The sequence below is a fragment of the Hyphomicrobium sp. MC8b genome, assembly GCF_905067615.1.
GTDB lineage: Bacteria > Pseudomonadota > Alphaproteobacteria > Rhizobiales > Hyphomicrobiaceae > Hyphomicrobium_B.
The window spans coordinates 1,823,016-1,836,453 of sequence record NZ_LR898465.1; the positions used below are offsets into that span (position 1 = coordinate 1,823,016).

At 58.3% G+C, this 13,438-nt stretch carries 11 protein-coding genes; 7 read left to right on the forward strand and 4 right to left on the reverse strand.

Annotation, left to right across the window (positions count from 1 at the left end; genetic code table 11):
- Window positions 1-407 precede the first annotated feature (407 nt).
- A complete protein-coding gene (locus tag ACLB1Z_RS08840) occupies window positions 408-824 on the forward strand; it encodes a hypothetical protein (RefSeq protein ID WP_409562972.1) in 417 nt (138 codons plus the stop codon).
- A 21-nt stretch (window positions 825-845) separates the two neighbouring features.
- On the opposite strand, the gene ACLB1Z_RS08845 is transcribed toward ACLB1Z_RS08840, so the two are convergent.
- Complete coding sequence (locus ACLB1Z_RS08845) at window positions 846-2,816, reverse strand: glycosyltransferase (RefSeq protein WP_409562973.1); 1,971 nt, start codon at window positions 2,814-2,816, stop codon at window positions 846-848.
- An 11-nt stretch (window positions 2,817-2,827) separates the two neighbouring features.
- Complete coding sequence (locus ACLB1Z_RS08850) at window positions 2,828-4,285, reverse strand: HlyD family secretion protein (RefSeq protein WP_409562974.1); 1,458 nt, start codon at window positions 4,283-4,285, stop codon at window positions 2,828-2,830.
- A gap of 234 nt (window positions 4,286-4,519) precedes the next feature.
- Between ACLB1Z_RS08850 and ACLB1Z_RS08855 the strand changes: the two genes are divergently transcribed.
- A complete protein-coding gene (locus tag ACLB1Z_RS08855) occupies window positions 4,520-5,017 on the forward strand; it encodes a DUF2165 family protein (protein ID WP_409562975.1) in 498 nt (165 codons plus the stop codon).
- A 46-nt stretch (window positions 5,018-5,063) separates the two neighbouring features.
- Here the strand turns inward: ACLB1Z_RS08855 and speB are convergent, their stop codons facing one another.
- Window positions 5,064-6,080 (reverse strand): agmatinase, encoded by a 1,017-nt coding sequence (speB, locus tag ACLB1Z_RS08860; RefSeq protein ID WP_409562976.1) that lies wholly within the window; start codon window positions 6,078-6,080, stop codon window positions 5,064-5,066.
- Window positions 6,081-6,136: 56 nt separating this feature from the next.
- Window positions 6,137-7,246, reverse strand: coding sequence for a polyamine ABC transporter substrate-binding protein (locus ACLB1Z_RS08865; RefSeq protein ID WP_409562977.1), 1,110 nt, complete (start codon window positions 7,244-7,246; stop codon window positions 6,137-6,139).
- Between the two features lie 138 nt (window positions 7,247-7,384).
- On the opposite strand from ACLB1Z_RS08865, the gene ACLB1Z_RS08870 reads away from it, so the two are divergent.
- The 5 genes from ACLB1Z_RS08870 to ureC all read left to right on the forward strand — a co-directional run bounded on the left by ACLB1Z_RS08870 (window position 7,385) and on the right by ureC (window position 13,438).
- Window positions 7,385-8,302 carry a LysR substrate-binding domain-containing protein gene (locus tag ACLB1Z_RS08870; RefSeq protein ID WP_409562978.1) on the forward strand — a complete coding sequence of 306 codons (918 nt, stop codon included), beginning with the start codon at window positions 7,385-7,387 and terminating at the stop codon, window positions 8,300-8,302.
- Between the two features lie 517 nt (window positions 8,303-8,819).
- Complete coding sequence (locus tag ACLB1Z_RS08875) at window positions 8,820-9,938, forward strand: porin (protein ID WP_409562979.1); 1,119 nt, start codon at window positions 8,820-8,822, stop codon at window positions 9,936-9,938.
- Window positions 9,939-10,221: 283 nt separating this feature from the next.
- A complete protein-coding gene (locus ACLB1Z_RS08880; RefSeq protein WP_409562980.1) occupies window positions 10,222-11,088 on the forward strand; it encodes an urease accessory protein UreD in 867 nt (288 codons plus the stop codon).
- Between the two features lie 14 nt (window positions 11,089-11,102).
- Window positions 11,103-11,729 (forward strand): urease subunit gamma, encoded by a 627-nt coding sequence (locus ACLB1Z_RS08885; RefSeq protein ID WP_409562981.1) that lies wholly within the window; start codon window positions 11,103-11,105, stop codon window positions 11,727-11,729.
- A complete protein-coding gene (gene ureC / locus ACLB1Z_RS08890) occupies window positions 11,729-13,438 on the forward strand; it encodes an urease subunit alpha (protein WP_409562982.1) in 1,710 nt (569 codons plus the stop codon). Before ACLB1Z_RS08885 ends, ureC begins: the two co-directional genes overlap by 1 nt.

Below are 13,438 nucleotides of genomic sequence, written 5' to 3' on the forward strand. Positions count from 1 at the left end.
CGCTTCAAATCTAGTCCGGAATTTCAGCGCCGGTAAAGGCTTTCGCGTTGGGCGCAAGTGCGGGATCGGCGAGGGATGATCGGAGCTTAGGTTATGCATGAATGCACCGCACGATGGCGCTTTATCCGGCAGTTGAGGCATCCAGAGCAGGCAGGCTCGCATCGTGTTGCGTATCACCCGGGAGCGCCAGATGGACTGACGGTATGACCCCGCGTCGCTCGCAATCGACGGTGCGATGATTTCAGGCCTCCGGGACAATTGCTGTGTCCGTGGCGAGCTTCTGTGTTCTGCATCTTGCTCGCCTCTGCTCTGCGGGAGGTTTTCTGGTGCGGCTTGTCGCAATTGCGTGATGCCATGTGCTGCTATTCTTGGCGAATTGAGTCGATTCTTTTTTGCCGGGAGCCGTGATGCGGGGACGCTTGGTTTTTCCCGCAGCTTGTCTCGCGTTCTGTCAGCTGCTGTGGGGATGCGCGATCGAAAACGCCGACATTGCTTTGCGTGGGAAGTCGGAACTGGTCGGACTTCGTGAGCGGGACGTTTTGATGTGCGCCGGGCATCCGACGAGCGAGGACAGCATACCCGGCGGCAAGATCTGGATGTACGAACACGGACAGGCGACCGGCGGCTTCACGGTTCAGCCGGTCATACCGCTGGCAGGAGCGCAACTCTCGGACCCCAACAGCGGCTATTGCCGCGTCCAGTTCCGCTTCTCAGGCGGCAAGGTCGCCGAGGTCTCCTATGCGGGCGCGACGAGTTCCTGGGGCCGCAAAGATGCCGTTTGTGCACCGATTATCCGCAATTGTCTCGATTATCGGAGACGATAGCGCTGTTTCAAGACCTGATCGCTACCTGAACACGCGCGCGGCGAGCGCCTTGGCGACGAGGTGCGGCTTGATTTGGGTAACGGCCGTCGACGCTTTGCCTGAAAAGATGAGCTGAAGGACCTGAGCTTTCGTTTGCTCCGTCAGCTCGAATTCCAGTCCGAAGCCGTTTGTCGTCGATCGGCGGATGTGGGCGTCGACGTCGATGCCGGCGAAGTGGGCGTTGACAGTACTACCGATCGGAAGCGGCGCATTGCCGAGAAGATGCATGCCGCTGACAGATATATCGGATGCGCGATAGACGGCGCTCGAAGTTTTCGCCGACAACCGAACAGGAAGGTCCATCTCGAAGCGTTGACCGGCGCGCCGCTGTTGCTGCTCGCTACAGACGTAGCAGCAGAGCGTGAGCACGACGATGTTATACCAGCTCCAGAAAAGTGCGATGGCGCTCGACTCTGCAAGCGGGCGCGATTGATCCATAAGAAACGCGTTGGCAATGCCGAGCATCGTGATGGCGAGGAGGGTTCCGAAGATGCGCAGCAGCGGCCACTGGACAAAATGCCGACTTCGATCGCCGCCCTTTGCCGTCACTTTGAATTTCTGGCCTTTCGGCTTCAAGAGGCCGGAGACGACCGCTTTCAAGACGTCCATGGAGCAGAGCATCTGATAGAGGTCCGTCATCAGCGGCAGCACGCGGCCTTCCGTCAACCACGTGAAGATCGCCCACTGTGCGACGAGGAACGGCGCCAGATACCAGATCGCATCAATGACGTTTGCGTGGACGGCCTCGATCCCAAACAGCAGATAGAGAGCCGGCACAATCACACCGAGAAGTCGAAAGAGGTGGGTCGCCGACCAATGCAGGAACGTCTCGCAGAGCATGATGCGATCGACGATCGGCAATTTGTTCCCGAGGCGTAGCGGTCCGCTCGGGCCGCGGCAGATTTGAACGAAACCCAAGGCCCAGCGGCTGCGCTGGCCGCTATATTCGGCGAGCCCCTCGGGTGCTAAGCCCAGTGACAGGGCTTCGTTCAAGTAGACGGTCCGGAAGCCCTTTTCGCGCAGGCGGAGAGAGAGGAGATAATCTTCGGTGACGGAATCAGTTGGAAAGCCACCAATGCGTTGTAGTGCGTCGAAGCGAATGACTGAGGACGTTCCGCAGCAGAAGGCGGCGTTCCAGGCGTCCTTCGAGGCCATGACGATATCGAAGAAAAAGCGCTGCTCATCCGGCCAGACGCGCGTCAACGCGAGATTGCTTTGCACCGGGTCGGGATTGAAGAAATGCTGAGGCGTCTGGACGACGCCGACGTCGGCATCGAGCGCCAGCGATACAGCGCGTGTCAGAAATGAGGGCAGTGGTACGAAATCCGCATCCAGAATCGATACGAAGTCGGGCTTTTCGTCGAGCTTGGCGAGCTTTTTCAGTGCGGAGTTGATGTTGCCGGCTTTGGCGTGGGAATTTTCTTCGCGAGTGATGTAACCGACGCCATGGTGCTCGCAGAGCGCTTTCAGCCAGGCGCGGCGTCCGTCGTCGCAGACCCAGACGCGGAAATTCGGATACGTCAATGCGAGCGAGCCGATGATGGTGCGCTCGAGAATGCTTTCGTCTTCATTATAAGTGCATATGAGGACATCGACTTTAGGCAGATCGCGCTGAGCCAGCAACCGCGGGATGTTGCGATCGGCGTCGCGCGAGCGATTGCGCGTGCGCGTCAGGAACAATTGGGAGATGGTCGCGCCAATCATTGTCAGCGTTTCGACGGCTGTGAAAATAATGCCGGTGGTGAAATTGAGGGGATCGTCTGCCGAGGGAAGGGTATCGAAAATGCGCCATGACATATATCGCCAGCCAAGTGCGATGCCGAAAAGAATGGCGCAGGTTCGGATGATCGTGTTGTTGCGATTGACCCACGGCAGGATGGCTGTCGCCAGTAGGGCAACAATCAGCGCCGGTAACAGCGCGTCGGCATATCCCATTCCTGCAGCGGCGCTCATTGTGCGGTCCGTCAGTAGAGGCTTCCAGCGAAGACGCTGCCGCCGTCGGCGAATTTCACGAGGCCGGAGCGGCCAACCCTGCAATCGAAGCTCTTCGACAGTTCGGGAAACTTGAGGCTGACGTGATAGGGCTCGCGCGAGAGGGCGCTCTGCTGGATTGCAGTATTGGATTCGACTGCAGCGAGACCATTCAAGCCGACCACGATGCCGTGCAACTCAGGGCCGCCATCGCGGGGCGTAAACGTCGCCGGTTGGCCGATCGAAAGGCGCTCGTAGGCCGTCTCGCTGACGCTGGCCGTGACGATGGCGCTTCCGCAATCGAGGAGCTTCATCAAATCCTGTCCAGCGTTGACGTGCTCGCCCGGGGCGGTGAGCATTTCCCAGACTCGTCCATTGACGCTGGCGTGAATATCGGCTTTCGCCAATTCCGCCTGACGGGCTTGTTCGGCGGCAATCGAAGCGTCTATTGCGGCGAGCTGAATTTGACTACCATCGAGGCGAGCCTGAACGTCGGAAAGTTCAAGGGAAACTTCCATTTTACGCTGCGCCGATTGCGGTGTGTCGTTATAGCTGTCGCCGACGTAGGTTCCATTTTTTGCGGCATTAAGTTCGACGAGAATGCCCTTCTTGTGCTCGATTTGCGCCTGGATGGCTTGCTCAGTTACATGAGCTTCGCCTTGGGCCTTATCGAGGAACGCTTGGCTGGCAGCGTCGGTCTTTCGCAATGCAGCTGCTCGTTTGAGCGCTTCGGAAGCAACCGCGTATTGGGCCTGTGCCGAAGCGATATTGGCATCTGCTTCCCGCACGCGCTGCTCAAGCTGAGCGATGCGCCCGACGCGAAATCGCTCTTGCTGGGCATTGAGCTCTTCCAGGCTGCTGCGAAGCAGATTTTTCTTAGCTTCGAGTGCGCCAATGTTCGTGCGCAGTTGGTCTCGATCCCGCTGCAGGTTCGTCAGATGCACTGAATCGGCGCGGGTGTTGCGGATCGTCAGGATATTCTGATCGGCGCGAAAAGGACTGCCGATATCCGTGCCGTTTTGCGCCATCGTTACTTCACCTTCGATCGGCGCCCTTATCGTGATGATGCGGGCGTTCACGACGGCTTCGGCGCTGGTCGTGGCAAGAAGTCGCTGAACAGGAAACCATCCGAGCGCGATCGCGGCGGCGACGGCAACGAAAGATTTCAGTAGCGTCATCGACCTGACGGCGGGTCGCGATGACAGCTTCGGAGGCGTGTCAGCGGGTGGCTCCGCATCCGCTGCAGGAGACGGCGCGGCGTTCGGCGCCTGCCATTCGTTTACGACTGACTCGAGATACGCGAGTTGAGCGGTTGCCGTAAATTTATCGTCGGCTAAGGTCTCGGCGTCTGTTTGCTCGGCGCTCGGAAGCTCCGACGGCGGCGGCTGTACGGCGCGGATCTTCGCGCCGCGGGCAAATGTGGTTCGGCGTTCGACGGGTTGGGAGGACATTGGTACCCACGCAAGCAAAATTGTCTGCGTGGAAGGTTACATTCGATATATAAATTAATAATCGCATATTTTCTAAATTAGATATTAAACCGGCAGTAAAAATGATCCGAATGGAGACGATTTGCTGACCGTATATATACTTATTTAAGCATGTCTGTCTTTTGGTCCTGAGAGGATTGACGTATTTGAATCCGGCCTGAAACGGCCGGCGAGGCGACTTTTGGGGACGAGCGCATGCTAACGACGCGATACGCGAAAATTATAATGTGTTTCGTGCTGGGCCTGTTTTGCCTGCTGGTCGCATTCAACAACATCACGGATTACGAAACGAATTACGTGTTTGTGCAGCACGTTCTGAGCATGGACACGACACCGACTGCCAGCGCTCTCAAGTATCGGGCGATAGCAGAACCGCTGCTTTGGCAGATCGCGTATGCCGCCATCATCACAACCGAGGCGTTGACCGGTATTTTGTTCGTTGCGGGGGCGGCGGCGTTGTGGCGCGTGCGTCGCGCCTCCGCCGAAACATTCAATGACGCGAAACGCTATGCTGTTGCCGCATCCACGCTCGCGTTTCTGATCTGGTTCTTCGGCTTCATGGTGGTGGGCGGCGAGTGGTTTGCGATGTGGGAGTCGCCGGCTTGGAACGGTCAGCAGGCGGCATTCCGGTTTTATGTCTCCGTGCTCGCCGTCTTGATCTTCGTGAACCAACCCGATCGCGATCTCCCCTGAAACGTTGCCGCGACCGAGGCGGCGTGGCATCGGTCGCGGCTCAAACTCAGAGTGAGTGTTCGGCGACCCGCGTGAGAAGGTCCTTCTTGCCATGCTTTGCTTTTCTTTCGGCGAGCAGCCCGAGATAGTGCTGCAGGACGGCCGCGCCTGCGATCGACGTTACGTCGGCGTGGTCGTAGGCTGGGGCAACCTCCACGACATCCGCGCCGACGATGTCGAGATCGCCTAAGCCGCGTAGGATCATCAGCGCTTCGCGCGATGACAGTCCGCCAGCCACTGGCGTTCCTGTACCCGGAGCATAGGCTGGGTCGAGAGAATCGATGTCGAACGTCACATAGGTCTTGGCGTCGCCGACGCGCGCCGCGATGCGCTTCAGGACGCCGGAGACGCCGAGGTTGGCGACGTCATGCGCGTAAAGGATCTCGATGCCGCAATCCTCTGGCGCGTGCGTTCTGATGCCGACCTGGATCGAGCGTTCCGGCATTATGATGCCGGCGCGGACTGCGCGCGCTACAAACGAGCCGTGGTCGATGCGTTCCTCCTCGTCGAACCAGGTATCCTGGTGAGCGTCAAATTGCACCAGCGCCATAGGCCCATGCTTTTCGGCGTGTGCTTTCAGCAGTGGCCAGGTGACGTAATGATCGCCGCCGATCGACAGGAGCGTCGCACCAGCTTGAACGATCTCTCGTGCCTGGCCTTCGATCTGCGCGGGTACGTCGAAATGCCGGCCGTAATCGAGCGAGCAGTCGCCGTAATCGACGACGGCCAGCGTTTCGAAAGGGTCGGCGTGGAAGGGATATTGCGGGTCGCCCTCCAGGATCGCCGATGCACGGCGCACGCCTTGCGGTCCGAAGCGGGCGCCGGGCCGGTTAGAGACGGCGGCGTCGAAGGGGATGCCCCAAACGGCGACGTCGACATTGCGCAAATCGCGGGACAGCTTGCGGCGCATGAATGACAGCACGCCGCCGTACATCGGTTCGTGCGAGCCGCCCATGATGTTTGGGGCGAAGACGGCAGAGTCGGTTTCCCTCGGGCGGAGCGGAGCGTGAGACGTTTTCGACATTGTTTCTCTCCTGTCTTGATATGCAGGTTGTTGAATACCGGGCGCTGCAGTCGGCGTTATTCGCCGGTCATGAAGTGCGTCCAGATGCGATTGACATCGCGTAGCGATTTCGGATCGCGGGGGCGGGCGGCAAAGAGCTGGGCCATCATGTCCTTGGGCGGATAGATGTTCGGATCCGACTTGATTTCTGCCGTGACGAACTCCGTCGCGGCGGTGTTTGCGTTCGGATACCAATAGTTGTTAGTGAATGTCGCGATGTTCTTCGACGCCAGAAGAAAATTGATGAACGCATAAGCGTTCTCGGGATGCGGCGCGTCGGCGGGAAGCGTGATCATGTCAGCGAAGATTTCGGTGCCTTCTTTCGGGATCGAATAGCGCACCTCGACGCCTTTCTTGGCGTCGGCGGCGCGGCCTGCGGCGATATAAGCGTCGCCACTCCAGCCGAGCGCCAGGCAGACGTCGCCCTGGGCGAGGTCGTTGATGATTGCGCCGGTTTTGAAGTGACGGATATAGGGGCGAATGGAGTCGAGCAACTTGCTCGCCTTTTCGAGTTCGGCTTTGTCGGTCGTAAACGGATCGAAGCCGAGATAGTTGAGCGCAATCGACATGACGCCTTCAGGCGAGTCGATCATGGCGATGCCGCAGTCTTGAAATTTCGCTGCAAGCTCGGGCTTGAAGATAATGTCCAGGCTGTTGACCGGCGCGTTCTTCATGCGCTTCTCGATCAATGCCGGATTATACATGATGCCGGTGGTTCCATAAGCGTAGGGCACACCGTATTGATTGCCGGGATCTTCAGTCGCGACGAACTTCATGATGTCGGGATTAAAGTCTTTCAGTACGGCGAGCTTGCTCTTGTCGAGCTTCTGGAGCGCGCCTGCCTGGATGAGCCGACCGATCGACGAGGCGGTTGGCAGGACGATGTCGTAACCGGTTTTTCCGGTCAGGACCTTTGTCGTCATCATTTCCGTCGACTCGAACGTGTCGTAAACGACCTTGTCGCCGGTTTGCTTTTCGAAGTCCTTGATCACGTCCGGCGAGACGTAGTCGTACCAGAAGTAGATGTTGACGTTCTTGTCTTCGGTCGAAATGGCATTCGCTGCAGGCGAAGCTGCGACCAGAGAAAGTGCAATTGCACAAGATGCGAGCAGGCCGAGCGGACGCATGACGTCACCCTCCAGAAAAGGTTGAAGACCGGAATTGCGAATGAATGAGAAGCAAACGATGCGGCTTGCACGTTGCGGCGACAAACGGTATTTCCTGTGGAATGAGTTGAGTAAAACTCATCTGAAGGCCCGTCGCGCATGCCATTGCCTTCTCTCAACGCGATCCGCGCATTCGAGGCCTCGGCCCGGCTGCTGAGCTTCAAGGATGCGGCGGAGGAATTGAAGCTCAGCCCATCGGCTGTGAGCCGCCACATCCGTACGCTGGAAGATGCGCTGGGCGTTCCTCTCTTCGAGCGCGGGTTCCGTCAGGTGCAATTGACGGAAAAGGCCGTGCATTACGCGCGCCGTCTCGGCGAGGCGTTCAAGATCATTCAGGATTCAACGGAAGAAGTGAGCGCGTATGGTCCGGCGCGGCGGCGCAAGCGCCAGCGGGTGACGCTGTCGATCAATGCGACGTTCATGAACCTATGGCTCGCGGATCGGCTGCCGCATTTCCGGGCGTTGCATCCGGAGTGCGAGCTAGAGGTTTCGACACATGACGACGCCGGCAAGGGTGGCAATGCGCGGGCCGATCTGCGCGTGCTTTTTACGAGCGACGAGGTTGACGATCCAGCGCTGACGCCTCTGCTTAAGCTGATCATCATTCCGGTTTGTGCGCCGTCGCTGATGACCGGCAGAAAAGCGCTCCGGAACCCGCGCGACTTGGCGAAACATCGACTGCTGCACGAAAACACGACGGCGTGGTGGGAGGAGTGGATCGTCGGAGAGGGCGCCAAGGGTGTCGATCCCAACACCGGCGCAATTTTTCACGATCCGTCGCTGGCCATTCGAGAGGCCGTCAATGGCGGTGGCGTTGCGCTTGCCGATAATATCATGGCTGAAGATCTGTTGGCCCGCGGGCTGCTGGTCGAGCCATTTCGCATTCGGCGACGCATTCCCAACTGCTACAGTCTTGCTCAGCGACCAGGGGCGTCTTCCCATGCCGCGGTCCGCGATTTCCGCGCGTGGCTGATCGGGGAGATCGCCCGGCATAAGGCCGTCATGGGGATCGAGTAGGAACTGTGATTTGTCTCCCTGATGGTGGCCGGAGATTTGTGTGCTCGCTGCACGGCACCACTGAGACGCACATCTGGACTTAAGTGCACCTGACAAATGCTGGCGCCGAGGTTCTTAGATTCGTAGCGAGCAATACCCGCACCTTTTGGATCTGTCGCAAAACCACAACGGCGTGCTCGGTTTTACTGGATCGGGTATTTTGTCGGGCAGAAAATGAGTGCCCGGACTTTCATCGCGTTTGACGTATATTTTTCAAGTTCAATGTTAGCTTTTTTCACTCAAGCGCCTAATATATATAAATTTTTCGTCCGTCTTTTCGAGAGTGCCCGGCGTGCTCAAAAAGCACGCATCCGCTGATCCAATTTCGAGCACGCAAGCTATTGGATTCATTTCGGAATTTCCGGAAGCGTGACTAGAGTCTTGAAGCTGCAGATTTCCACGGTGCCGAGCTTGGCACTGCCGTCTGCTTCGAATTTCACGCTTTTGGCTCTCGTCGAATTCCGGGGGGAATTTTCTGATGACACGATCTAGGTGGGGATTGGCTGCGGCCGTCTGCACGTTGGTTCTCGCAAGCGGTTCGGCCGCTTCTGCGGGAGAGAAATTTCAGCTTTGGGACGATGACTCCTGGATCAGCTTCGGTGCTGGCATTAGAGGTCAGTACATCTACAACCCAGATGCCAAAGACACCGATGACTTTTCATTGAACAGCGCTCGTATCTACGCCAACGGGCAGTTCACCAAAATTATCGGTTTCACCTACAATACAGAAATCGACCATGCGCCGGATGACACGTCGGACATTTCTCGCATAAGGACGCTCGACGCGATTTTGCGCCTCGAGTTTACACCGTCGTTCAACATCTGGGCAGGCCGCATGCTGGCCCCGAGCGATCGCGCCAACCTTGACGGTCCGTACTATTTGGGAACCTGGGAATATCCGTTTGTCAGCGCATACCCCGCGATCTTCGCCGGTCGCGACAATGGCGGCGCCGTTTGGGGTGATATCGGCAAATTCAAATATGAGCTTGGCGGATTTCAAGGCTGCACGGCCGGAGACAACAGCTGCAGCACGCCGACCGCAAGCGGGCCGTTGTTCGCGGGCCGGTTGCAGTATGACTTCTGGGACAAAGAGTCCGGCTACTACACGTCGAGCGACTACTACGGCGAGAAAGAGATTCTCTCAGTCGCGGTGGTTGGGCAGTATCAAAATGGCGCGGCGAGCGACGGAACGCACTCTGGTGACTTTGGCGGCTTTAACATTGACGCATTGATGCAGAAGAAAGTGTGGGGCGGGGACGTCTTCACGCTCGAAGGTGCCTATTACGTCTATGACACGAGCGGCATCGATACATCGCTCCCGACGGGCAATGGCTTGGCGGATGGGACGAGCTACATGCTGCTCACGAGCTATCTCATCAATCAGAAGGTTGGGCCGGGCAAATTCCAGCCGGTGTTCCGCTACCAAGAGTTCGACCAGGATCACGGTCCGGACATCAGCGAATATTCGGTGGGCACCAACTACATCATCAAAGGCCACGATGCGCGCCTGTCCGCTCTCTATTCCCGGCAGAATGTCGACAACGCAGGAGACAGAGATATCGACCGGTTCATAGGCGGTCTGCAGCTTCAGTTCTAAGAAAACACTTCTGCTACTTAGGAGACATGCGCCTTCATCCCTTCTCCCGGGAGGTTCGCATGTCTCCTTTTATTTTTTCGTGATTTAACGATAAAGACCCTTCATTCGTTCTCTGTGAGCCAATCGCAGGACGACCGCCGCCGGTGATTTCTTGTTTGCGCAGGAAGGGCGAAATGGCCATCATTGCGGTCAGCAGGACTTCGAATTTGCGCGGGAGCGGAGTGGCGGCTTTTCTTGTAGTCGTCGCTTGCAGTCATGGAGTGAGGCTTTATCGTGTTATCCGGTGGCCAAGCAGAGTTGCAATCTCCCGATGTTCGCCAACGCGTTTCAGTCTAGCCTTCCGGCCATCCCCTCTTATGTGCGTGCGAGCGCCGAGGTGCGCGGCATGTTCGCGCGCGCCGAGCGCACGACCAAGCTGATCGATACGTTCGAAACCGGTGGCTTGCGCCTCAGAACTCCGAAGGTTGGAGAATGGTGCGAGGCTGTCGTGTTGAATACCGCTGGTGGGCTGGCTGGCGGCGATGAAGCGCGGATGAGCTTTGTTGCTGAGAGTAACGCCAACGTCTGTATCACCACACAATCGGCCGAGAAGATCTATCGCGCGGAAGACAGGCCCGTTGTGCTGGCGGCGGACATTCACGTCGGCGACGGCGCGAGCCTCGTATGGATGCCGCAGGAGACGATACTGTTCGATGGTAGCGGCCTCGAACGCTCGCTGACGATAGAGATGGCCGAGAACGCCTCCGTTCTTGCGGTCGAAAGCACAGTATTTGGTCGCGTGGCGCGCGGCGAGAGATTGAGCATGGGGGCGTTTCGCGATCGCTGGCGTATTCGCCGCGGCGCTGGGTTGGTGTTCGCCGACGACGTTCGACTGGCCGGCGCGATTTCAGAAATTGCGGAGAAGGCTGCAGTCGGTAACGGCGCATGTGCTGTCGCGACGCTCGTGTTCCTCGCAGCGGATGCGGAAGAGCGTTTGCCGATGGTTCGGTCCATTGTCGAGACTGACAGGATCGACGGCGGCGCCAGCGCCTGGAACGGCATGCTGATCGTCCGTCTCGCCGGTCGCGATCCGTTCGATGTCCGAGCCGTCGTCACGGCGGTTTTGCGGCAGTTGTCGCGAATTCCGTTGCCACGTGTCTGGTCGATTTAGCTTAAGAGGGCCGAATGCTTCTAACTCCGCGAGAGAAAGACAAGCTGCTGATCGCGATGGCTGCGGATGTGGCGCGGCGCAGGCTCGCGCGCGGCGTCAAGCTCAATTATCCGGAAGCGATCGCGCTGATTACCGATGTAGTGGTGGAGGGCGCACGCGACGGCCGTTCGGTTGCTGAGTTGATGCAACTTGGTGCGCGTGTACTGACGCGCGATCAGGTGATGGACGGCATAGCGGAGATGATCGAAGACGTGCAGGTCGAGGCGACGTTTCCGGATGGAACGAAGCTTGTCACCGTCCATCAACCGATCCGGGGTGGCAGCGATGCGACGACGATCATCGCGGGCGAGTTCATTACGCCCGATGGCGATATTGAACTCAACGTGGGCGCGTCTACGTTGACGCTGAAAGTTGCGAACACAGGTGACCGTCCGATTCAGGTTGGCAGCCATTATCATTTCTTCGAAACCAATCCGGCGCTCGAATTCGAACGCGAGATGGCGCGCGGCATGCGCCTCGATATCGCTTCCGGTACGGCCGTGCGTTTCGAGCCGGGACAGACGCGGGAAGTAACGCTGGTTCCCTATTCGGGAGCCCGAACAGTTTATGGATTCCGCCAAGACGTGATGGGAAAACTCTGATGGCCGCCCGCATTTCTCGCGCCGCTTATGCCGACATGTTCGGACCCACGACCGGCGACAAGGTTCGCTTGGCCGATACGTCGCTCTTCGTCGAGGTCGAGAAGGATTTCACGATCTACGGCGAAGAGGTGAAGTTCGGCGGCGGCAAGGTCATTCGCGACGGCATGGGGCAGTCGCAGTTGTCCCGCTCACAGGGCGCCGTCGATACGGTGATCACGAATGCTCTGATCATCGACCACTGGGGAATCGTCAAGGCCGATATCGGTCTGAAGGACGGATTGATTGCAGGCATCGGTAAGGCCGGTAATCCTGATGTTCAGCCGGGCGTCGACATCGTCATCGGGCCGGGTACGGAGGTGATTGCGGGCGAGGGTAAGATCGTTACCGCAGGCGCGTTCGATACGCATATCCATTTCATCTGTCCGCAGCAGATCGACGAAGCGCTGGCGGCTGGCATCACGTCGATGCTCGGCGGCGGCACGGGGCCTGCGACCGGAACCAATGCTACCACGTGCACGCCGGGTGCTTGGCATCTCCAGCGCATGATCGAAGCAGCTGACGCTTTTCCGATCAATCTCGGGTTTGCGGGCAAGGGCAATGCGTCGCTGCCGCAAGGATTGGTGGAGCAGGTTGAAGCCGGTGCGTGCGCGCTGAAGCTGCATGAAGACTGGGGCACGACGCTCGCGGCCATCGACTGCTGCTTGTCCGTCGCCGACGAGCACGACGTGCAGGTGATGATCCATTCGGATACGCTCAACGAAAGCGGCTTCGTGGAAGATACGATTGCCGCTTTCAAGGGGCGCACGATTCATGCGTTTCATACCGAAGGTGCGGGCGGCGGCCATGCACCGGACATCATGAAGGTTGCGGGATACGCGAACGTCTTGCCGTCGTCGACCAATCCGACGAAGCCGTTCACCGTCAATACGCTCGACGAGCATCTAGATATGCTGATGGTTTGCCATCATCTTCATGCGTCCATTCCCGAAGATCTGGCATTTGCGGAAAGCCGGATCAGGAAAGAGACGATTGCAGCGGAAGATATTCTGCATGATCTCGGCGCGCTCTCGATGATGTCGTCGGATAGCCAAGCCATGGGGCGTATCGGCGAGGTGATCATTCGCACGTGGCAGACCGCGGACAAGATGAAGAAGCAGCGCGGCGCGCTTCCCGGCGATGGCGAGAACGATAACCAACGGGCGAAGCGCTATATCGCCAAGTACACGATCAATCCGGCCATCGCTCACGGTGTATCGCAGCACATCGGCTCGGTCGAGGTCGGCAAGCTTGCTGACTTGGTGATCTGGTCGCCGGCATTGTTCGGTGTGAAACCGAATCTTGTCTTGAAGGCGGGTTCGATTACCGTAGCGGCAATGGGCGATCCGAATGCTTCAATCCCGACGCCGCAGCCTGTCCACTACCGGCCGATGTTTGCATCCTTCGGCAAATCGCTGACGCGAAGCTCGCTGACGTTCGTTTCGAAAACGTCGCTCGACAAAGGCTTGGCGGATCGGCTCAAGGTCGAAAAGAAGCTCATTCCGGTCGAGAACGTGCGAGAGGGGATTTCGAAGAAGAGCATGGTTCACAATGGCGCAACACCGCATATCGAGATCGACAGCGAAACTTATCGGGTGACGGCAGACGGCGAGCTTCTTGTTTGCGAACCGGCCAAGGAGCTCCCGATGGCGCAACGCTATTTTCTGTTCTGA

Bases quoted from the DNA above. Each gene is read 5' to 3' on its own strand.
- ACLB1Z_RS08845 (WP_409562973.1), bottom strand. From the start codon at position 2,816: ATGAGCGCCGCTGCAGGAATGGGATATGCCGACGCGCTGTTACCGGCG.
- ACLB1Z_RS08865 (WP_409562977.1), bottom strand. From the start codon at position 7,246: ATGCGTCCGCTCGGCCTGCTCGCATCTTGTGCAATTGCACTTTCTCTG.
- ACLB1Z_RS08885 (WP_409562981.1), top strand. From the start codon at position 11,103: ATGCTTCTAACTCCGCGAGAGAAAGACAAGCTGCTGATCGCGATGGCT.
- ACLB1Z_RS08875 (WP_409562979.1), top strand. From the start codon at position 8,820: ATGACACGATCTAGGTGGGGATTGGCTGCGGCCGTCTGCACGTTGGTT.
- ureC (WP_409562982.1), top strand. From the start codon at position 11,729: ATGGCCGCCCGCATTTCTCGCGCCGCTTATGCCGACATGTTCGGACCC.
- ACLB1Z_RS08850 (WP_409562974.1), bottom strand. From the start codon at position 4,285: ATGTCCTCCCAACCCGTCGAACGCCGAACCACATTTGCCCGCGGCGCG.
- ACLB1Z_RS08840 (WP_409562972.1), top strand. From the start codon at position 408: ATGCGGGGACGCTTGGTTTTTCCCGCAGCTTGTCTCGCGTTCTGTCAG.
- ACLB1Z_RS08855 (WP_409562975.1), top strand. From the start codon at position 4,520: ATGCTAACGACGCGATACGCGAAAATTATAATGTGTTTCGTGCTGGGC.
- ACLB1Z_RS08870 (WP_409562978.1), top strand. From the start codon at position 7,385: ATGCCATTGCCTTCTCTCAACGCGATCCGCGCATTCGAGGCCTCGGCC.
- speB (WP_409562976.1), bottom strand. From the start codon at position 6,080: ATGTCGAAAACGTCTCACGCTCCGCTCCGCCCGAGGGAAACCGACTCT.